The 20013-nt window shown below is 64.6% G+C and carries 13 protein-coding genes, 2 tRNA genes and 2 rRNA genes; 5 read left to right on the plus strand and 12 right to left on the minus strand.

Going from position 1 to position 20013, the window contains the following annotated elements:
• The 4 genes from AAFU51_02765 to AAFU51_02780 form a co-directional block, all read right to left on the minus strand.
• A 23S ribosomal RNA gene (locus AAFU51_02765) occupies nucleotides 1–2284 on the minus strand; the annotation flags it as partial.
• Nucleotides 2285–2479: 195 nt separating this feature from the next.
• Nucleotides 2480–2552, minus strand: a tRNA-Ala gene (locus tag AAFU51_02770).
• 47 nt (nucleotides 2553–2599) lie between these two features.
• Nucleotides 2600–2673: transfer RNA gene (locus tag AAFU51_02775), tRNA-Ile, on the minus strand.
• 187 nt (nucleotides 2674–2860) lie between these two features.
• A 16S ribosomal RNA gene (locus AAFU51_02780) occupies nucleotides 2861–4390 on the minus strand.
• A gap of 830 nt (nucleotides 4391–5220) precedes the next feature.
• Here AAFU51_02780 and AAFU51_02785 point away from each other — a divergent pair.
• Nucleotides 5221–6003, plus strand: coding sequence for a PASTA domain-containing protein (locus tag AAFU51_02785; protein MEO1570172.1), 783 nt, complete (start codon nucleotides 5221–5223; stop codon nucleotides 6001–6003).
• 21 nt (nucleotides 6004–6024) lie between these two features.
• On the opposite strand, the gene AAFU51_02790 is transcribed toward AAFU51_02785, so the two are convergent.
• Nucleotides 6025–7101 carry a VWA domain-containing protein gene (locus AAFU51_02790; GenBank protein ID MEO1570173.1) on the minus strand — a complete coding sequence of 359 codons (1077 nt, stop codon included), beginning with the start codon at nucleotides 7099–7101 and terminating at the stop codon, nucleotides 6025–6027.
• Nucleotides 7102–7241: 140 nt separating this feature from the next.
• The gene (locus AAFU51_02795; GenBank protein ID MEO1570174.1) at nucleotides 7242–8144 is read right to left on the minus strand and encodes an AraC family transcriptional regulator; all 903 of its coding nucleotides are present in this window, start codon (nucleotides 8142–8144) and stop codon (nucleotides 7242–7244) included.
• Between the two features lie 244 nt (nucleotides 8145–8388).
• On the opposite strand from AAFU51_02795, the gene aroQ reads away from it, so the two are divergent.
• Together aroQ and murJ are read left to right on the plus strand one after the other, a co-directional pair.
• Entirely contained in the window at nucleotides 8389–8847 is a 459-nt protein-coding gene (gene aroQ, locus AAFU51_02800; protein ID MEO1570175.1) for a type II 3-dehydroquinate dehydratase, read from the plus strand.
• 7 nt (nucleotides 8848–8854) lie between these two features.
• Nucleotides 8855–10606 (plus strand): murein biosynthesis integral membrane protein MurJ, encoded by a 1752-nt coding sequence (gene murJ / locus AAFU51_02805; GenBank protein MEO1570176.1) that lies wholly within the window; start codon nucleotides 8855–8857, stop codon nucleotides 10604–10606.
• A gap of 15 nt (nucleotides 10607–10621) precedes the next feature.
• On the opposite strand, the gene AAFU51_02810 is transcribed toward murJ, so the two are convergent.
• Complete coding sequence (locus AAFU51_02810) at nucleotides 10622–12961, minus strand: tetratricopeptide repeat protein (protein ID MEO1570177.1); 2340 nt, start codon at nucleotides 12959–12961, stop codon at nucleotides 10622–10624.
• A gap of 84 nt (nucleotides 12962–13045) precedes the next feature.
• Complete coding sequence (locus AAFU51_02815; protein MEO1570178.1) at nucleotides 13046–13489, minus strand: DUF1801 domain-containing protein; 444 nt, start codon at nucleotides 13487–13489, stop codon at nucleotides 13046–13048.
• A gap of 135 nt (nucleotides 13490–13624) precedes the next feature.
• Here AAFU51_02815 and AAFU51_02820 point away from each other — a divergent pair, with 135 nt between their 5' ends.
• A complete protein-coding gene (locus AAFU51_02820; protein ID MEO1570179.1) occupies nucleotides 13625–14131 on the plus strand; it encodes a metal-dependent hydrolase in 507 nt (168 codons plus the stop codon).
• Between the two features lie 89 nt (nucleotides 14132–14220).
• Here AAFU51_02820 and AAFU51_02825 read toward each other — a convergent pair whose 3' ends face one another.
• Complete coding sequence (locus tag AAFU51_02825) at nucleotides 14221–15735, minus strand: alpha/beta fold hydrolase (GenBank protein MEO1570180.1); 1515 nt, start codon at nucleotides 15733–15735, stop codon at nucleotides 14221–14223.
• A 123-nt stretch (nucleotides 15736–15858) separates the two neighbouring features.
• On the opposite strand from AAFU51_02825, the gene AAFU51_02830 reads away from it, so the two are divergent.
• A complete protein-coding gene (locus AAFU51_02830) occupies nucleotides 15859–16854 on the plus strand; it encodes a LysR substrate-binding domain-containing protein (protein ID MEO1570181.1) in 996 nt (331 codons plus the stop codon).
• A 58-nt stretch (nucleotides 16855–16912) separates the two neighbouring features.
• On the opposite strand, the gene AAFU51_02835 is transcribed toward AAFU51_02830, so the two are convergent.
• The 3 genes from AAFU51_02835 to AAFU51_02845 all read right to left on the minus strand — a co-directional run bounded on the left by AAFU51_02835 (nucleotide 16913) and on the right by AAFU51_02845 (nucleotide 19923).
• Nucleotides 16913–17743 carry a LytTR family DNA-binding domain-containing protein gene (locus AAFU51_02835; protein MEO1570182.1) on the minus strand — a complete coding sequence of 277 codons (831 nt, stop codon included), beginning with the start codon at nucleotides 17741–17743 and terminating at the stop codon, nucleotides 16913–16915.
• Between the two features lie 175 nt (nucleotides 17744–17918).
• Nucleotides 17919–19061 (minus strand): histidine kinase, encoded by a 1143-nt coding sequence (locus AAFU51_02840; protein ID MEO1570183.1) that lies wholly within the window; start codon nucleotides 19059–19061, stop codon nucleotides 17919–17921.
• 58 nt (nucleotides 19062–19119) lie between these two features.
• Nucleotides 19120–19923, minus strand: coding sequence for a tetratricopeptide repeat protein (locus AAFU51_02845; protein MEO1570184.1), 804 nt, complete (start codon nucleotides 19921–19923; stop codon nucleotides 19120–19122).
• Nucleotides 19924–20013: the final 90 nt, after the last annotated feature.

Below are 20013 nucleotides of genomic sequence, written 5' to 3' on the forward strand. Positions count from 1 at the left end.
CCGTTACAATTTAGGAGGCGACCGCCCCAGTCAAACTACCCACCTAACACTGTCCCTGTGGTTAGGCTCCAACCAAAACAAGGGCGGTATTTCAAGGGTGGCTCCACGATGCCTGGCGACACCGCTTCAAAGCCTCCCGCCTATCCTACACATGTTTTGGCCGAAGTCAATGCTAAGCTGTAGTAAAGGTGCACGGGGTCTTTTCGTCCCGCTGCGGGTACCCGGCGTCTTCACCGGGACCACAATTTCACCGAGCGCGCGGTCGAGACAGTGCCCAACTCGTTGCACCATTCGTGCAGGTCGGAACTTACCCGACAAGGAATTTCGCTACCTTAGGACCGTTATAGTTACGGCCGCCGTTTACTGGGGCTTCAGTCGAGAGCTTCGCTTACGCTAACCCCCTTCTTTAACCTTCCAGCACCGGGCAGGTGTCACTCCCTATACGTCGTCTTGCGACTTTGCAGAGAGCTGTGTTTTTGCTAAACAGTCGGTTGGGCCTTTTCACTGCGGCCTCCCCTTGCTTTTAGTGGGGGGAGGCGCCTCTTCTCCCGAAGTTACGAGGCCAATTTGCCTAGTTCCTTAACCGCGCATCACTCGAGCGCCTGAGGATACTCTCCTCGCCTACCTGTGTCGGTTTACGGTACGGGCACCCTAAACAATCCACGATGCTTTTCTCGGCAGTGTACTTGGGACCACTATGGGTTCATCTTGCGAATTCCCCTACTGTCGCATTTCAGCCTATGTGCAGAGCGGATTTGCCTACTCTACGGCCTATGTGCTTCAACGACCTATTCCGTCAGGTCGCGGGCCTTACGTTACTGCGTCACACCTTGGATTAACGTTGTTGGGTGGTACAGGAATATTTAACCTGTTTGCCATCGACTACGCCTTTCGGCTTCGTCTTAGGACCCGACTAACCCTGTTCCGATTAACGTTGAACAGGAACCCTTAGGCTTACGGCGGACGGGTTTCTCACCCGTCTTATCGTTACTCATGCCTACATTTTCGCTTCCATGCGCTCCACCATACCTCACAGTACGGCTTCGGCGCCCATGGAATGCTCCCCTACCACTATCAAGACTGAAGTCTTGAAGTCCGAAGCTTCGGCGCCATGCTTGATGCCCGTGCATTTTCGATGCCGGACCGCTCGACCAGTGAGCTGTTACGCACTCTTTAAATGAATGGCTGCTTCTAAGCCAACATCCTGGTTGTCTAAGCAGTCCGACCTCCTTTGGTCAACTTAGCATGGACTTGGGGGCCTTAGCTGTCGATCTGGGTTGTTTCCCTCTCGGACACGGATCTTATCACCCGCGCCCTCACTGCCCCACACCATGTGTCCGGTATTCGGAGTTTGTCTGGGTTTGGTACCCGGTGAAGGGCCCTAGCCCAATCAGTGCTCTACCTCCGGCACACTAATGGGACGCTGTACCTAAATACATTTCGGGGAGTACGAGCTATTTCCGAGTTTGATTGGCCTTTCACCCCTACCCTCAGCTCATCGGAGCCTTTTTCAACAGACACCCGTTCGGTCCTCCACGTGGTCTTACCCACGCTTCAACCTGGCCAAGGGTAGATCACTCGGTTTCGCGTCTGCCCCCACTGACTGTACGCCCTATTCAGACTCGCTTTCGCTTCGGCTACGACGCTGAACGTCTTAACCTTGCCAGTGAGGAGCAACTCGTAGGCTCATTATGCAAAAGGCACGCAGTCACCCCGAAGGGCTCCTACTGGTTGTAAGCACATGGTTTCAGGTACTATTTCACTCGCCTACTAGGCGTTCTTTTCACCTTTCCCTCACGGTACTGGTTCACTATCGGTCACAAGGTAGTACTTAGCCTTACCAGATGGTGCTGGCAGATTCCCACAGGATTTCTCCGGTCCCGTGGTACTCAGGAATCCCGCTGTGCTGCTCTCCGTACGCCTACAGGGCTTTCACCTTCTGTGGCGTGGCTTTCCAGGCCACTTCGACTTGAGATCGCAGATCACGTATGCAGGTCCTACAACCCCGATGACGCCGAAACGGCATCGGTTTGGGCTGGTCCCCGTTCGCTCGCCACTACTTGGGGAGTCACTATTGTTTTCTCTTCCTCCGGCTACTTAGATGTTTCAGTTCGCCGGGTTGGCTTCCTTTCGGATAACTAGTCTTCAACTAGCTAGGTTGTCCCATTCGGAAATCCACGGATCTACGGTTGTTTGCACCTCCCCGCGGCTTAACGCAGCTTACCACGTCCTTCATCGCCTCCTTGTGCCAAGGCATTCACCATGTGCCCTTAGCAACTTAATGCCACATAACGAGCTTGCGCATACCATTGGAGTATATCCAGGTCGCTCAGTGTTGTTTGCTCGTGGGTTGACCCTTGCTCCTCTCGGAGACATAGGATCTTCCCAATGTGATTCTACTACGGCTACAATATGTCAAAGTACAGATCTCGCGCCTGGAAGATTCGAGACGGCCAGCGAACTGGCAAAGAGATCAGAGTGGAGCCAGAGGGATTCGAACCCCCGACATCCTGCTTGCAAAGCAGGCGCTCTACCAACTGAGCTATGGCCCCCCGAAGCTGTTCGGCTCTACTGCTTGCAACAGTAGCTGCCTGAGAGGTGGGACTGGGAGGAGTTGAACCTCCGACCTCACGCTTATCAGGCGTGCGCTCTAACCACCTGAGCTACAGTCCCGCATCGCGACGTGAGTCGCACGCTCGGCAGACCGAGCTGGGTCCTGAGGCCGAGCAGCAAGCTTCGGGCGTCATTATCTAAAGAACGACAGCGCGTAGCGCTGTTCGTTGAAGAGAGAGAAGCATAGCGAGCCCCCGATCGGGCTGGACCGGCGAGCCGGCCTAGCAAAGAGCAAGGTAACATTGCTGTTAGAGGTAATCCAGCCGCACCTTCCGGTACGGCTACCTTGTTACGACTTAGCCCCAGTCACTGAGTTGACCTTCGGCCGCTCCCTCCCTAAGGTTGGGTCACGGACTTCGGGCCCCCTCAACTTCCATGGCTTGACGGGCGGTGTGTACAAGGCCCGGGAACGTATTCACCGCGTCGTAGCTGATACGCGATTACTAGCGATTCCAGCTTCATGGAGTCGAGTTGCAGACTCCAATCCGAACTGAGGATGGCTTTGAGGATTCGCGCCCCCTCGCGGGGTGGCTGCCCATTGTACCATCCATTGTAGCACGTGTGAAGCCCTAGGCGTAAGGGCCATGATGACTTGACGTCATCCCCACCTTCCTCACTGCTTGCGCAGGCAGTCCTGTTAGAGTCCCCGGCATGACCCGCTGGTAACTAACAGTAGGGGTTGCGTTCGTTGCGGGACTTAACCCAACATCTCACGACACGAACTGACGACAGCCATGCAGCACCTCGCTACCAGTCCGAAGAAGGGCCCTTTTCGGGGCCTGTCCGGTAGCGTTCGAGCCTAGGTAAGGTTCCTCGCGTTGCATCGAATTAATCCACATGCTCCACCGCTTGTGCGGGCCCCCGTCAATTCCTTTGAGTTTCAACCTTGCGATCGTACTCCCCAGGTGGGATGCTTAACGCGTTAGCTTAGGCACTGCACCTAAAAGCGGTGCAGCACCGAGCATCCATCGTTTACGGCGTGGACTACCAGGGTATCTAATCCTGTTCGCTCCCCACGCTTTCGTGCCTCAGCGTCAGTACCTGTCCAGTTGCCCGCCTACGCATCAGGTGTTCCTCGTGATATCTACGCATTTCACCGCTACACCACGAATTCCGGCAACCTCTCCAGGACTCAAGACCTGCAGTATCAAAGGCAGTTCCACGGTTGAGCCGTGGGCTTTCACCTCTGACTTACAGGCCCGCCTGCGCACCCTTTACACCCAGTGATTCCGGACAACGCTTGGACCCTCCGTATTACCGCGGCTGCTGGCACGGAGTTAGCCGGTCCTTATTCGTACGGTACCGTCAGTCCTCTCAAAAGAGGGTTTCTTCCCGTATAAAAGCAGTTTACGCCCCGTAGGGGTGTCTTCCTGCACGCGGCATGGCTGCGTCAGAGTTTCCTCCATTGCGCAAGATTCCTCACTGCTGCCTCCCGTAGGAGTCTGGCCCGTGTCTCAGTGCCAGTGTGGCGGATCATCCTCTCAGACCCGCTACGGATCGTTGCCTTGGTGAGCTGTTACCCCACCAACTAGCTAATCCGACGCAGACCCATCCTCAGGCACATAAAGCTTTGATCGTTGCTCCATGCGGAGCTACGACATTATGTGGTATTAGCCAGCGTTTCCACTGGTTGTTCCTCACCTGAGGGTAGGTTGTCTACGCGTTACTCACCCGTGCGCCACTGTACTCACCCCCCGAAGGGACTTTCTCGTTCGACTTGCATGTGTTAAGCCTGCCGCCAGCGTTCGTCCTGAGCCAGGATCAAACTCTCCGTAGTAGAGAGTATTGCCTGTTCCCTCTCGGGATCAGAACAATGGGCTGAATGCTATCCCCTTTGCGGGTGGGTACCCACAGAGCGGACTGCTCTACAAATTGCTTCGCAGAACCAGCATTCAAGTTTTGTTTTTTGCTGTTGACTTTGCTCTCGGTCTAACTCACAAACACCGAAGTGATGTGAGCCGACGAGGGCTCGCTATGCTTCCAATCTCTTCAAAGAACAGGGCCGAAGCGCCAGTGCATCTTTCAGCACCTTTGTTTCGAGCGCGTCCTGCCAACATACGAACTTTGGCAGTGCCGCGTCAACCCCTTCACGAACTCTCAAACTTGTGAGTATAGCCGGTGCGGCTATGATCCGGGGCGGACTCCGCATTGGACATTGTGGTATCCATTTTTGCGGAGGACAGTCAACATACGAACTCTCAGGCAGACGGTCAAGCTTTTCGGTCGGCTTCTGATTTGCTTCACGAATCGCTTCGAGACACCCGCTGGTCGTTCGCAATCGACAAAGAACAGGCCTCCAAGCTTTAGCCTCGCTGCTGCGAGTGTGGCGCGCAAGCCGCGCCGCCGTTTTTCGGAGGGCAGACATGATACAGACCCTCCGACCGCGGGTTCAAGCGTTTTTGCGGCTTCAACTACGCTTGATCGAACCGTCTCCGTTCGTTGACAATCGCAATCGTCCCATCCGACATGATTCCAGCGGTATGCCGCCCACCGCCCCTTTTGATGGAGGTTGTATGCAGCCCCGGATTCCCCCAGGAACCCCTCCGGTGATCTGCATTCAGCTCACAGAGCGCACGTAGTTTTCCGGCTCCACCAACCTGCTCTTCCATGCGTGACCTCCTTGCTTCGCTCCGCAGACGCCTCGCTGATGGATGGCGCTGGGTGCGTCCCGTCCTCACCCAGCGACGCTTCTGGCGGACCACGTTGCTCTTCATCGGAGGCCTTTCGGTGTTCGGGCTGCTCGTCAACTTCGTCGTGATGCCCTTTTACACGCGGCAGGGCGTGCAGGTCGAAGTGCCCGACGTGCGGACGATGGGCCTTGCAGACGCCGAGGCCGTGCTTCGAGGCCGCGACCTCGAGCCGGCGATGCGCGCGCAGCCCTTCAACCCGAATCTGGACCCGGACGAGGTCGTCGACCAAGACCCGAAGGGCGGGCGCGTGGTGAAGCCAGGACGTACCGTCTACGTCTACGTGAACCTCACTCCCTCGGAGCGTGTCCGCGTGCCCGATGTCTTGACGCTGTCAGAGGGACGCGCCCGCGTGGCCATCCGCGCGGCAGGTCTGCAAATCGAAGCCGTCCGGGAAGACGACACGCCTGCTCCCTACGAAGGCACGATCGTACGACAACAGCCAGTACCAGGAGCGGAAGTACTCATAGGGACAGGCGTGACGCTCTACACCAGCCCTGGTCCTGGCAACCGCACGGTGGTGGTGCCCGATGTCGTTGGTCTACAGCCCGACGAAGCGCGACGCTTTCTCAAGGACGCGGGATTGTTCGTGGACCCGAACCGCTCCGTGGCAGGCACCATTACATCACAGCGCCCAGCAGCGGGCGAGGCGGTCGCAGAGGGCACCGAGGTCCGGCTCTCCGCTACGGACGATGACAGCTAAGGCGCTACACGTGAAGCATGCTCAGACGGCTTCGCGCTCATGGGTGTGAATCCCGGGCGCAGATGATCTAAAAGCCATGCCTTGCTCGCCGATCAGGAGCAGTAGGGCGAGCGCGAGCGGAATCTGGAAGCGCTCAGCGTAGGTTTCAAACCGCTCGTCGGCGGCAACAGCCACCGCAGCGCGCTCCAACCGATCCGCTACCTGCGGTAGCTCGCTCGACGCACGCGCGATCCGGAAGTAGTCGCCACTCCCTGCGAGGTCGCGCAGCACAGCCTCTTCAAGCTGCGTCTGAACGGTATTGCCATCGCGATCCGTCTTGTAGCCCACGAGCCGCCCGCGGCGATAGAGCGGAATCGGCGCGCCGTCGGTCTCCCCAATGCCTGCTGCGTAGACCTCGACGCCCGCCGCGTCCATCTGCGCCAAGCCATCGGCGAGGCCGCCCTCGTGCTGCTCGCCGTCGGACACCACGAGCAGCGCACGTGGGCGCGGTGTGCCCGAGCCGTCTTCACTCGTCACGTCGAAAGCACGACGGGCCAGTCGAAGCATCCGCCCATAATCCGTACCAGGCGTGGGGACGAGATCCGGGTTCGCCGCGTCAAGGAAGAGGCGAATTGCGCCGAAGTCGGAGGTCAGCGGGGCCTGTATAAAGGCATCGCCCGCGAAGACGATCAATCCCACGCGGGCCCCTTGCACCTCGTCGAGCAACGCGCGCAGTTCATACTTCGCCCGCTCCAACCGACTCGGGGCCACGTCCTCGGCCAGCATCGACGCCGAGACATCGAGCGCTACGACTAGGTCAAGCGACTCCTCCTGCACCTCGCGGAGTTGGGTCCCATAGCGTGGCCCTGCCAACGCGACGATCAACAGAGCAAGCGCTCCGACGAGCAGCGCGGCTCTCCAACGCTGCCGCCGTGCTCGCTGCGCTGCCGTTGCTTCGGGGGTAGGCAGCCCAGGCATGACGAGGTCCGCCCCGTCCGGCTTGACGCCGAAGAGCGCCCGCAGCGCCGACGCCCTCGTTCGCGCAGCCCGCCAGAACAGGCCAACAGCCACCGGCACGGCGAGGAGCCACCAGAGCGCGTCAGGGTTGAGAAAGTCCATCGGAAGGCGGGAAGGCGGGAAGGCGGGAAGGCGGGAAGGCGGGAAGGCGGGAAGGCGGGAAGGCGGGAAAACTGCCCCTGATCGTCGTCTACGTCAAGCCCGCGCCGACACGTTCCACCACCGTGCGTCCGCCGCTTTGCCTACGCCGCCAGGCGCGAGGGCGCGACGCCGTGGTGTTTCTTGAACGCCTTGCTGAACGCGGCGAGGTCGCTGAAGCCGACTTCATAGGCCACCTCCGTCACCGAGCGCTCCGACGTGCGCAGCAGCAACGCCGCTGCTTCGAGCCGCCGGTCGAGGAGGTAGCGGTACGGCGTCGTCCCGAAGACGCGCTTGAACGAGCGAATGAGGTGGTACTCCGAGAGCGCTGCCTCCCGCGCGATGTCGGCCACGGCAAGCGGCTCGGCGAAGCGAGCCTCGATCACGTCGCGAGCGAGGCGGACCCGGCGGTAGAGTTCAGCGCGGGTGCTTGCCCGGGCCGCTGGGAGCCGGTCCATAGCGCGGCGCACCTGGCCCTGCGTCCGGAGCAACGCCGCGAGCAGCCCTGCGTGCACCTCGTCGAAGTCGATGGGGAGCGCGTCTTCGTGATAGAGCTGCGCTGCGAGCCGACGGATACGGCGCCCGAGCGGCGTCTCGTGGTCAGCAAGCAGGTGCTCGTAGAACGCCGGCCCGGCCGTGTCGTCGCTAGGGAGGTCGAGTAGGCTGGCCTCGTCTTGGGAGAGCGCGCGGTAGACATCGCCGAGCCGCGTGCGGCTGAAGTAGAGGCACAGCCCTACGGCCGGGCTCCCCTTCGGGATTTCGACCTCGTAGCTACGCCCCTCGTTGACGATGAGGAAGTGCCCCGCCGTCACGTCATGCGGGACACCACCGAAACGGTAGCGCTCGATACCCTGGTAGACGTACTTAACCGATAGCCCTGAGTGGTCCACCGCGTGGTTGAACCCGGAAAGCGAGGAAAACACGATGCGGTCGGGGGCATCGGGCAGGGCCGACGGGTCGAGGCGGTTATCGAGGCGGGCTACAGGAACGGCAAACGCGCGATTCATCGGGGGCGAGCGGGCAGAACGGGACGCAATGACGGGAGGGGGGCTCTTCCGGCATCTTCCGGTAATGGCTCCGCGAGGAGCGGCAGCGTTGACGAGAGGAGACGGACTAGGGTTACACCTGAGTCAGGGCTTTTCCTCGCACCCTTCACAACCTCCTGCATGCGAGAGCACGCCTGTTTTTCCGTCGGGAGCGCTCCGACAGGCAGAAGTGCGATCTTCCGACGCACCCACGAAACCCCTGCCGATGGCTGACGCCCCTGCCTCGATCCTCGTTTTGAACGGGCCGAACCTGAACCGGCTCGGCTCCCGCGAAACCGATATCTACGGCGCGGGCACCCTCGCCGACCTCGAACGGAATCTCCGGAGCGACTTCCCGACCGTGGCTTTCGTCTTCGCGCAGAGCAACCACGAGGGCGCGCTGATCGACGCGCTCCACCGGGCAGACGACGAGGGCACTACAGGTGTAGTCCTCAACGGCGGCGGCTTCACCCACACATCGGTCGCGCTGCGCGATGCCATCGCAGCCATCGACATACCGGTCGTGGAAGTACACATCTCGAACATCCATGCGCGCGAGCCCTTCCGGCACGAATCGTTGACGGGCGCGGCGTGTGTGGGCGTGATCACAGGACTCGGGTTTGCAGGCTATCGCCTCGCCGTGCGGTATCTGCTGGAGTCCCAGGTCGAGGATCGCAGGTCGTAGGTCGCGCATGGACGACTCCTCGAAGCTGGATTCATCACCGGAAGCGTCGTCTCCAGAGAACACAACGCCCAAGGCGTCGACTTCCGAGCCCAAGCGGCGCGGGAGCGCGGCGGCGCTGGTGGCGGCAGGCATCCTGCTCAGCCGCCTTAGCGGCCTCGTCCGCGAGAAGGCCGTGGCCTACTTCTTCGGCGTCGGCGCGCACCTCGATGTCTATCAGCTCGTGATGCGCGGAGCCAACCTCATCAACAACCTGCTGGGCGAGGGAACACTCTCGGCGAGCTTCATCCCGATCTACAGCCGGATGCTGGAGGAAGGTCGCGAGCGCGATGCCGGGCGCTTCGCAGGGGCGATCTTCGGGCTCCTCGTGGCCGTCGCGGCAGGCATTGTGGCGATTGGGCTGCTGGCGGCGCCCGTCGTGGTGGCGGTGCTGGCACCGGGCTTTCTAGGTGATGCCGCGCTGGTGCAAGCGGGCGAGATGAACGTGGACCGCTATGCCCTCGCCGTCGGCATGTTCAGGATCGCGCTGCCGATGGCGGCGCTGCTGGCGCTCTCGGCATGGGCGCTCGGCGTGCTCAACAGCCACCGGCGCTTCCTGCTCCCCTACGCCGCGCCGGTGATGATGAACGCGAGCGTGATCGCTGCGCTCAGTTTCATGGCGAGTCGCCAGTTCGAGGCGCCGTTCGCCCTCGGCGCGCTGGACGTGATCCCGGTCGACGCGCTCAATGCGCTGCTGTGGGCGGCCGTCGTAGGCGCGCTCGCGGGCGGGGCGCTGCAGTTCCTCATCCAGCTGCCGCTCGTCTTTCGGCTGCTTCGGGGCTTTCGGTTCTCGCTCTCGCGCAAGGTCGAGGGCGTGCGCGAGGCGCTCCGGGCCTTCGGCCCTGTGCTGGCGGGCCGCGGCGTCTACCAGTTTTCGAGCTACCTCGACACCATTCTCGCAGGCCTCGCGACTGCCGGGACCCTCGGCGCGCTACGACCCGCGCTCGTGCTCTATCTCCTACCGGTGTCGCTCTTCGGAATGAGCGTCGCGGCGAGCGAGTTGCCTGAGCTGTCTCGCATCTCGCAGGCACGGCTGAGCGAGTTCCTCGGGCGCGTCAACCGCTCCGTGCGGCAGATGCTCTTTTTGCTGATCCCGACGGTCGTGGTCTATGTCGGATTTGGCCTGCTCGTAGTCGGGTTGCTCTTCGGTGGCGGCGCGTTTGGGTTGGACGACACGTGGCTCGTCTACCTCATCCTCGCGGGCTACAGCCTTGGTCTCGCCGCGACGGCGGTGTCGAGGCTACTGCAAAACAGCTTCTATGCCCTCAACGACACCAAGACACCGGCGAAGATCGCGGTGGCGCGTGTGGCCGCCTCGGGCGTGATCGGGGCCGCGCTGATGTTTTGGCTTGACACGGTGACCCTCCCTGAGCTCGGCCTTCCCGCCGAGGGCCACCCGCTCACGCTTGCCGCCGTGGGCCTCGCGCTCGGCTCGGCGGTCGGGGCGTGGGTGGAGTTGCTCGCGCTGCGCTGGGCGCTCCGGATGCGCCTCGACGGGTTCGACTTGCCGTGGGGCCGCGCGCTGCAGGTCCTCGGCCTTGCCGGGCTAGCGTCAGCCCCGGCGGCACTCGTACGCTGGGCGCTACCGCCGACGGAGGTGCCGTTCGCCCTCCACGCACTCGCGGTGCTGGCGGCGTTCGGCGTAGCCTACCTCGGCCTCGCTGTCGCGCTCAAGTTCGAGGAGAGCGAGGCCTGGCTCGGCCGGTTCCTAAAGCGGCGATAGCAGCGCGCGAGAACACTACACGGCGAGACCGGCGCGGAGCGCGCGGGCCTCGGCCGCGAACGGGAACTCAGGCGGCGCCTTGGCCCAGATGTCGAGCGCGGCGTCGAGATGCTGCTGCGCTTCCTCGATGGCGCCGTCTGCGATGGCGAGCTTCGCCAAGCCCAGCAATGCCTCAGCATGGGCCGGGACGAGCACGAGCGCGGCTTCGTACTGCGCCCGCGCTTCATCGGCGCGCCCGGCCCCGGCCAACACGTCGGCAAAGCGGGCCAGCAATCCAGCGTTGGGCGGGCGGCTCGCGACGAACACGGCGTAGGGCTCGGCGGCGGCGGCGTAGTTGCCCCGCGCTGCCGCTACCTCCGCTTCGAAGAAGTTCAGGAGCGGCCGCCCCTGCTCAAGGTCGTACGTGTCCACGATGTCCTCGGCGATCGCAATGCGGTCGGTCGCGGTGTCGAACTCGCGCGCATAGGCGGCGATGTATGCCTCGCTGAGCGCCACGTTGGCGCGGTAGAACCCCGGAGTCTCGTAGGTGGGTGACGCCGCCGCCTCGGCTACCATCTGCTTCGCCTCAGCGAGCATGCCGACGCGCGCGTATTCGCCTGCGGCGAAGGCCTGCTGCACGAGCACCGTGTTGGCGTCGCCGTAGCGACGCATGGCCGCCCAGGCCGCCCGGTGCGCTTCCAGCGCCGCGGCGTAGCGGCCCTGCCGTTGCAGCACGATCGCCAGGGCCATGTTGGCGCTGACCCGCTCGCGATCGGTGCGGACCCGGCTGAGCATCGTACCGAGCGTGGTCTCGGCCTCGGCGAAACGGCCGAGGCTGGCAAGCACGCCAGCCTTGTTCTGCAGCGTGATCAGGTTCTCGGGGTCGGCGGCGATCGCCTGGTCGAAGGCGACGAGGGCGCTGTCGAGTTGCCCTGCATCCTCGTGGGTGAGCCCAATGCGGCGGTAGGCGACGTCTGGCTCGCTCCCCTCGCGGAGGAAGGCGCGGTAGGCCGCGAGCGCCTTGTCGAAGTCGCCAATCTGGTTGCGATACGTGTCCCCGATGGTGAGATAGCGCCCGACGCTCGTGGGCTCGAGTTCGAGGCTTCGCTCGTAGTCGGCGACCATCCCGGCGTAGTCGCCACGCAGTTGGAGGAACTGAGCGCGATTGAGGTAGGCGTCAGGATCGTCGGGATAGAGCGCAACCCACTGGCCGATGGCTTCGCGGGCCTGCTCGGGCTGCCCCTCGAAGAAGAGGCGCTGTGCCTTGATCGCGAACCGCTGAGGCTCCGAGAGGCGATAGTCATGCTGCTGGGCCGCGCGCAACGCCTCCAGCGCTCCCATCTGGTCCTGGTCGGCGAAGAGCATCCCTGCGCGCTCCAGGTAGGCGTGGGCAAACGTCGGGTCGAGCGCAGTCGCCTCAGACATTAGCTCACGGGCGGCGACGGGGTCGTTGCCGAAATAGCGCGCGTCGAGGCCGCGGGCATAGGCTTCGAGCGCCTCGATGGAGGCCGTCATGACCTCGGAGGCGGGCAGGTCTTCTGTCGCCTCAATGTGGGCCGCCGGGAGGTCGAGGTCGGCTTTGAGCGCGACCGTGGCCGCGTCGGCCAGCTCTGCCAACGTCGCACCGGTGAACGTGTGCTCGGCTTGCGTGCGTCCAGTCTCGGTGTTCACAAGATCCAGGTCCAGCGCGTAGCCGTTGCCCTCCGCTCGGACAGTGCCCGCGACGACGTGGCCGTAAGACAGCTCCTGCGCAATCCTCCGCTGGAGTGCCAGCGGCACGCCGCGCCCATCGGCGAAGCCGGCCCGCGCCAGCCGCTCGCTGACGTTGTTTCCCGTGAGGATCCGGAAGAAGGGGTCCTGCCGGAGGTCGGCCTGAACGAGCGCTGGCATCGCCGTGGCAACCCAGCCGCCCTCGCTGGTCGCGTTCTCGAAGGGAAACACAACCAGCCGCTTGCGGTGGGTGTCCGCCACCACCACCCGCTCGACCGTCTCACCGTCCTCGTCCTCGATGGCGACGGTCGTGGTGGTAGCGCTGAGCGGCTTGCCCCAAAAGCCGAACGTGAGCACCGCCACCGCGACCACGATGTTGAGCACGACGCTGCCGAGGTGGAGCGGCGTCCAGTGCTGCGGCCCCGGACCGCCGTGACGGTAGGCGAGGAGCGCCACCGTCGGGATCATCAGGATCAACCCCCAGAGGAGGATGTCCACGAGGTAGGGCGAGAGGGCGTAGCGGCTCGTGAGGAAGTTGAAAAAGAGAATCGCCGAGGCGCACGAGGCGACGTAGCCGCCGAGCACCTGGGGCACACGGCGGCGGAGCAACTCCCCGAAGAACGAGCGGTCAGCAGTAGCCGAGGAATCGGGAGTGTCGGTAGCCATCGGGCTGGTGGGGTTGGCCGCAGGTTTTAAGGCCGCAAAACTAGCGGCATACGGCGCCTAGGGCAACCCACTGACACCGTAGGCTTAGCGTTTCCGCGCGGCCTCGTAGCGCTCGATGAACGTCGGCACGTCCACACCCGCGACGGCATCGCCGACGACGTCGAGCGGGAGATCGTCGAGGCTCCTGAAGCGGACGCACGACTTGCCCACGTCGAAGCGCTTGCCGGTGGCCCGGTACGCCGCCTCGAAGTCGTCACGGGTGGCGTCGTCGGCGTAGATGCTCATGAGATAGACGGCCATGTGGCGCTTCTGCGAGGCGAGCGCGGCCATCATGAGCGGCTGACCGTTGTAGGTGTCCGGGTAGGTGTCGAGCGGCACCTGGTAGCTGATCATTTTGCCCTGCATCACTTCCTCGACGCCCTCCGGCAAGCGGTCCAGGAGCGTGGCGCGGACGGCGTCGAGCGCCTCGCGGCGATCATCGGGCAGCGTGGCGAGGAAGTCCTCGACGGACGTAGGCTTAGAAGGCATGCCAGAACGAGATAAGGTGGCGAAGAACGACAACAGCACAGCATACCAACCGGCGAGTGTCATGCATTTGTCACACTACCATCGGACCTTCTACCGCTACCTTTTGCCGCTTTCCCGCTTCGCCGTCTCCCACCCGTGGCTGACTACAAAGGGCACCTCTCCGGGGCCATCGTCTTCTTCGCCGTCTACTTCGGCGCGCTCGCCTTCGCCTTCTCCGTCGACCAGGCCTACGAGCGCTTCACCGAGATCGAGCTCTTCGCCTACCCGCTGGCGCTCTTCGCACTGTGCGTGATGTTCGGCCTCTGGCCCGACGTGGACACCAACTCGAAGGGGCAAAACCTCTTCTACTCGATCTTTTTCATCGCCGACGTGGTGCTGATCCTCACGGGACGCTTCGAGCAAGCGGCGTACCTCGGGCTCTTCGCGCTGCTGCCGATCCTGAGCAAACACCGCGGCTGGACGCACACGTACTGGGCGATGCTGCTTCTCCCCTCGCCGCTGGTGATCCTGCCGTGGCTCCACTTCCCCGAGCGCCCGCTCGCCGGCCTTCCGTTCTATGGCGCGGCCGTGGTGGGCTATTTCAGTCACCTCTTCATGGACGGCCTCGTGATCGACTGGAAGCGCAAGAAACAGCGGCGCTAGAAGGCGAAAACGGGAAACAGCAACGGGAAAGGTGCTCCTTGAGTCAAGGAGCACCTTGAGTCGATGCCGTTCCTCCCCGTCGCGTTCGTCTATTCCTCCGGTGCGCGCCACTCCATTCGTGGTAGCACGACGCGGTCGGGAAGACCGCTCGCGTCGCCCGTCGCCATCCACTGGAGGAGCGCCGTGAAGACCTCGCCCACCTCGGTGGCTTCCCAGAGTGCCCCGTGCGAACCGCCCACGACGGCGACAAAGTGCCGGTCGCGGAAGTCGGGCAGCAGATCGAGCGCATTCTCGTAGGGCGTGTTCATGTCCCACGTCCCATGCATCAGCACCGCCGGGATGTCCGTCACGAAGCCGGTGCGGAAGTCATCGCCGAGGTCGGCGTCCCACGCCTGGCACTCCACGTCATACCAACGCCCGAGCGGTCCGAGCAGATCGGCAGCTGGCGAGGTCCGGTAGCGCGCGCCTCGCTCGGCGGTGATGCCCGAGGCGCAGTCGAGTTGGTAGAACGCGGCGTTGCGCTGGCCGGTGCGCGTGTTCAGGCGGAAGATGCGCCGTGCGGCGTCTTCGTAGTCCCCGTCGAGCATGGCGAGGAGGTCGAGCGGCCAGGCGTCCATGATGTAGCGCCACGCGAGGCCTCGCGTCGTGCCGCGCGACAGTTCGCGGAAGTCGTCGCCGTCGAGGCGTACCGTGATCGGCTCGCCCGTGTCGGGATGCCCGGTGTCGACCATGATCGGCTCGGCGTCGGCCTGCGCGATCAGGGCACGGTACGCTTCGAGCAGGCCTTCCTCGGGGAGATGCGGGGCGAGCACCTCCGACTGTTCGACGGATGCGGCGATGTTTTCCAGCGAGTTCAGCATCCCGCTGGGCGAGTCGTAGGTGTGGTCGGGCCCTTCGAGCGCGCCGAAGGTCACGCGGGTCACGAGATCGGGGTAATAGCGCATGACGGCGATGCCATGGTGCGTGCCGAAACTGTTGCCGAAGAGCTGGATCTGGTCGTAGCCGAGCGCTTGCGCCGCGTCGGCCACGTCGCCGGCGGCCTCGATGATGTTGAAGCCGGTCAGGTCGAGGCCCTCGGCTTCCCACTTCGCGCGGCACCGGTCCATGGCGGCCCGGTTGGCCTGCTCGCGACGATCGTCGTCGAAGGCCGCTTCCAACGAGAGCGCCTCGCGGTCGTCGCAGGGCGTGTCGGTCGAAGAACCGAACCCGCGCTGCCCGACCATGATGACATCGGCGACATCGAGGAAAGGCTGGATATAGAGCCGGTAGTAGTTCGACGTCTCCAGTTCACCGTCGATGCCAGGATAGCCAGGGCCGCCGCGCAGCACGAAGATCGGCGGCGTCTCGCGAGACGCCTCGGCCGTCCGAAGGAAGCGCACGACCTCGACCGTGATGGTGGCTTCGGCGTCCTGCGCGCGGTTCACGGAGGCCGTCAGCGCGCCCCGCTCGAAAGTCATGGCGGTACCATCATCCCACGTCATCGTCTCCTCGGCGATGGTGAGCGAGCTGGGTGCAGGTTGGGCGAGCGCTATGCATGGCAGGAGGCCCGCGAGTACCGCGAGACACGCGGCGAAGAACGACAGGAGAGCGTAGGAGCGAAGCATGGGGATCGGGGCAAGGTTGAGGCGTGTGAGGGCGGCGCTACGGGACCGCCGCTCTTCTGTTTACCCTGATGCATATGTTGCACGCTACGATGCACGAACCACATCAGTCCTCACATCAGTCCTATGGAATTGCGCCAGCTTGCCTGTTTCGTCGCCGTGGCCGAGGAGCAGCACTTCGGGCGGGCAGCGGAGCGCGTCCACCTCTCGCAATCGGCGCTCTCGCGGCAAATCCAGCACCTCGAAGCCGACCTCGGCACGCAGCTCCTCGACCGCTCCACCCGGCGCGCTACGTTGACAGCGAGCGGCCAGGCGTTCCTCCGCGACGCCCGCGAGGTGCTCCGCTGGGCCGACCGCGCCCGCGAGTCGGCCCGCGATGCGGCTGGCGGGCGCACGGGCACGCTGCGGCTAGGCTTTGTCAGCTCCGCTGCCGTCCAGCTGCTCCCGACGGTGCTGCGCGCGTTCCGCGAGGGCGCGGCCCAGGCGTCGGTCCACCTCGTTGAGCGCTTCCCCGACGAGGTGCTCGACGCCCTTCGCGCTCGCGAGGTCGACCTCGGCCTCTCACGCGGGCCGTTCGAGGACACCGACGGCCTCGTCGTGGAGCCGCTCGCGGAGGAGCCGCTCGTGGCGCTCCTGCCACGGCAGCACCGACTCGCCGCCTATGACACGGTCCCGCTCTCAGCGCTCGCAGCGGAGCCGTTCGTGTTGCCGCCGCGCCACCACGCCCAGGGCTTCGTGCGGGTCCTCTACGCCCTCTGCGGGTCGGTCGGCTTCGCGCCGCGTGTGGTCGAGGAGACGGAGCCGATGGCGACGATCGTGGCGTTTGTCGCGGCGGGGATGGGCGTGACCATCGCGCCCGCCTCGGTTGGGGCGCGGGCGCAGGGCCACCTCGTTGGCCGACCGCTCTCCGGCGTCCCTCCTCACGTCACAGCTACGACCGCCCTCAGCTTCGTGTGGCGGGACGGCGACCTCCCCCCTGTCGCCGATCGATTCCGGCGGGAAGCGGCTGCGCTCGGGCTCGCGGCGGAAGGAAACGGCGACAGGCACTCGTATGGGTCCCCGCCCCCGATTCCCCAAGGGCAGGTCCCCGACTCCTCAAGGGCAGGCAGTGCGCGGGGATGACCACAAAAAGCACTGGAGTTCTGCGTAAACGGTACAGCCTTGCTGTCTCTCCGCCTCGTCACAGAATCCGATCGCGGACGGCGGCGGCGTAGGTGCGGCTGACGCGGACGGTCGTGCCGTCGGTGAGCGCGGCGCGGTAGCCGCCGGAGCCGTCGCTCTGGAGGTGCTGAAGCGCGTCGGCGGCGATGACCGCCGAGCGATGGACGCGGATGAAGCGGGCCGGGTCGAGGCGGCCGGCCAACGTCCCGAGCGACTCCCCCGCGGTGTACGCGTCGGTCGCCGTGTGGAGCGTCGCGTAGTCGCCCGCGGCTTCGATCCAGAGCACGTCGGCCGTGCGGACGGGGACGATGCGCGTGCCCACGCGGACGAAAAGCCGGTCGGCCCAGGTGTCGCGCGCGGCAGGCTCCCGCTGCGTTTGCTGGAGTAGCAGAGCGAGGCGTTCGAGGTCCGACGGCGGAGGTTCGCTGGAGGCAGCCTCGCGGCGGCGTGCGTCCACGGCGGCGATGGCCTTGCGCAACGCCGCGGCGAAGCGGTCGGCGCTGTAGGGCTTGAGGAGGTAATCGACCGCGCTTACTTCGAACGCGTCGAGGGCATAGCGGTCGAAGGCGGTCGAGAAGACCACGGCGGGGAGTCCGTCGGCTTCGTCTTCGGCCAGCGTGGCGAGCACCTCGAAGCCCGTACGACCGGGCATCTGTACGTCGAGAAGCAGGAGGTCGGGGCGGAGGCTCCGCGCGAGATCCACCGCCTCGTCACCATTCGCGGCTTCCCCGACGAGTACGAGTCGACCGGCTAGGTCGCTGCCACCGTCCAGCGCAGCGAGATATTCCCGGACGAGCGCGCGGGCGGGCGGCTCGTCGTCGGCGATCACGAGGCGGATCGGGTCGCTCATGGCGCTGCGTTCGCGTGGTGATGAGAGTGTGCGGCAGGACGGCTCCCCCCGTTCTGCGTCGCCTCCGCGCTGCGCGCTCCGCTCCTCGAACTGTCCCCCTCAAGTTTGAGGGGGACAGCTTGACCGCCGTTCAGGCGCGTCAAGCGGGGGGAGCCGATTCGAGCTACAGAGTTCGTCATGCCACTACCTCAGCTGTCTCAGAGGCCGCCCCCACGGTCCCAACTGGCACGGGCAGCGCGAAGCGAACGCGGACACCGCCCTCATTGGGGGCCTCAACGTACAGACGCGCAGCATCACCGTAGCGCGTGCGCAGGCGGCGGTCCGTGTTGCGGAGACCCACACCGGAAGCCTCGTCACCTAGTAGTGAATCGGGGTCGAGGCCGTCGGGCAGCCCCACGCCGTCGTCGACGACCTCGATGCGCAGGCGGCGGTCCTCGATGAACGCGCGGAGCGTCACGGTGCCGCCGGTCGTGCGCGGGGCGAGGCCGTGGCGGAGGGCGTTCTCCAGGAGCGGCTGCACGACGAGCGGCGGCACGGGCACGTCGAGCGCCGCGTCTTCGATTTCGACCTGCGTCCGTAGCCGGTCGGCGAAGCGGTGCTGCTCGATGGCGAGGTAGGCCTCGGCCATGGCAGCCTCCTGGCGGAACGGCACCGTGCCCCGCTCCGAGGCGGCGAGCGCGTAGCGCAGCAGGTCGCCCAGCCCGACCACCATCGCCCGCGCCTCGGCGGTATCGACAGCCAGCGTCGCGTTGATCGAGTTGAGCGTGTTGAAGAGGAAGTGCGGGTTGAGTTGCGCTCGCAGCGCGGCGAGTTCGCGCTCCTGTGCGAGCACGAGCAGGTCGCGCGCCTGCTGCTCCCGGAGCCGCAGCCGGTCCACCGCCCGGATGGCGTGCATGACCGACACGAAGAGGATGTACTCGGTGAGCTTCGAGAAGAGCATCCACTGGATGTCGACGGGGATGACCTCGAACAGCAGCGACTCACCCGTGATGGCGCCGAGCACGAGCGCGAAGGTGACGTACCACCCCGCAACGAAGAGGGGCGCGAGTACGGCGTGGACGGCCAGCCGCCAGCCCCACGCCACCTCGTCGAGCTTGCGGATCGCGATCCACCAGACGGGCAGCAGCCACAGCCCGGTGAGTACGTATTCCAGCAGCGACGCCGCCAGCGACGGCCACGCGCTCGGCTCGAAGAGCATCGCCACGGCGTCGTACTGCGCCGTGAGCAGCCCGATCACGACCGCGTAGAGCACGCCCACGGCGGCGGCAAGCGCGAGCCCGCGCAGGGTCAGTCGAGGCGGCGGCGTAGCGAGATGCATCGTGTCAGGGTGTGGCGGTGCAGCAGTGCGGCGGTGCACTCATTCTACACCGGGACACTCATTCACTTGAGGCGACCTGTGGGAGCAGCACGCGGGACACCCAGCCATAGGACGGGTTGATCACGAGGGCCTGCTCGTAGGCGGCGCGGGCTTCATCGGGGCGTTCGAGCTCGCTGAGGGCGAGGCCGAGCCAGGCGTAGGCCTCGTCGTGGCCCCAGGTCGGCGCGAGCGGATCGGCAGGCGGGTTCGCGGCCTCCGCTTCGAAGAGCGTGATGGCGCGGTGGAAGCCCTCCATCGCGCGTTCTTTGCTACCGCCCCACATCTTGGGCGTGAAGAGCAGCGACTGCGCCTCGGTCATCACCACGCGCGGGTTGTCGGGGCCGGCAGCCTTGCCTCGCTCCATGATGCGGCCCACCTTCGGCCCGAGGATCATCCCAAGCATCGGCTTCATGCCGACCTTCTGGCCGAGCAGGCTCGAGTGCAGTGCATACGCTTCAGCGAAGTCAGGCGTCAGGTCTTCGGCCTGTTCGAGGTGCTCGACCGCGGCATCGATCAGGTCGACGATCTCGTCTCGCTGCTCCTCGCGATCGAACATGACGAGGCGGCGCTCCATCGCCTTGGCAGCGTAGTAGTGCGCGTAGGCCTGGACACGCGAGTCGTCGGCATTGGTGGCGCGCACGAAGGCGGCCTCGGCGCGCTGCATCGTGGCCTGGTCGCCGGTGTTGACAGCCCCGGTGAGTTGGGCGCGCGCATCGACGATGAGCTGTTCGGAGGGCGAGAGTCCGGCTTCAGGAGCCGCGTCCTGCGCGGAGGCAGGCGCGACGAGCAGAAGCGCGAGGAGGGTCAGCAGGGCGGTTCTCATGGGTCGTGGGTGGTTGTGTGAGAAGAAACGGATGCGAGGGCGTTGGATCGTGGTCGACATCGGATCGAAGCGGTTTGGTGTGCTGGGTGA

Source organism: Bacteroidota bacterium (assembly GCA_039821555.1).
Taxonomy (GTDB): Bacteria; Bacteroidota; Rhodothermia; order Rhodothermales; family Rubricoccaceae; genus JBCBEX01.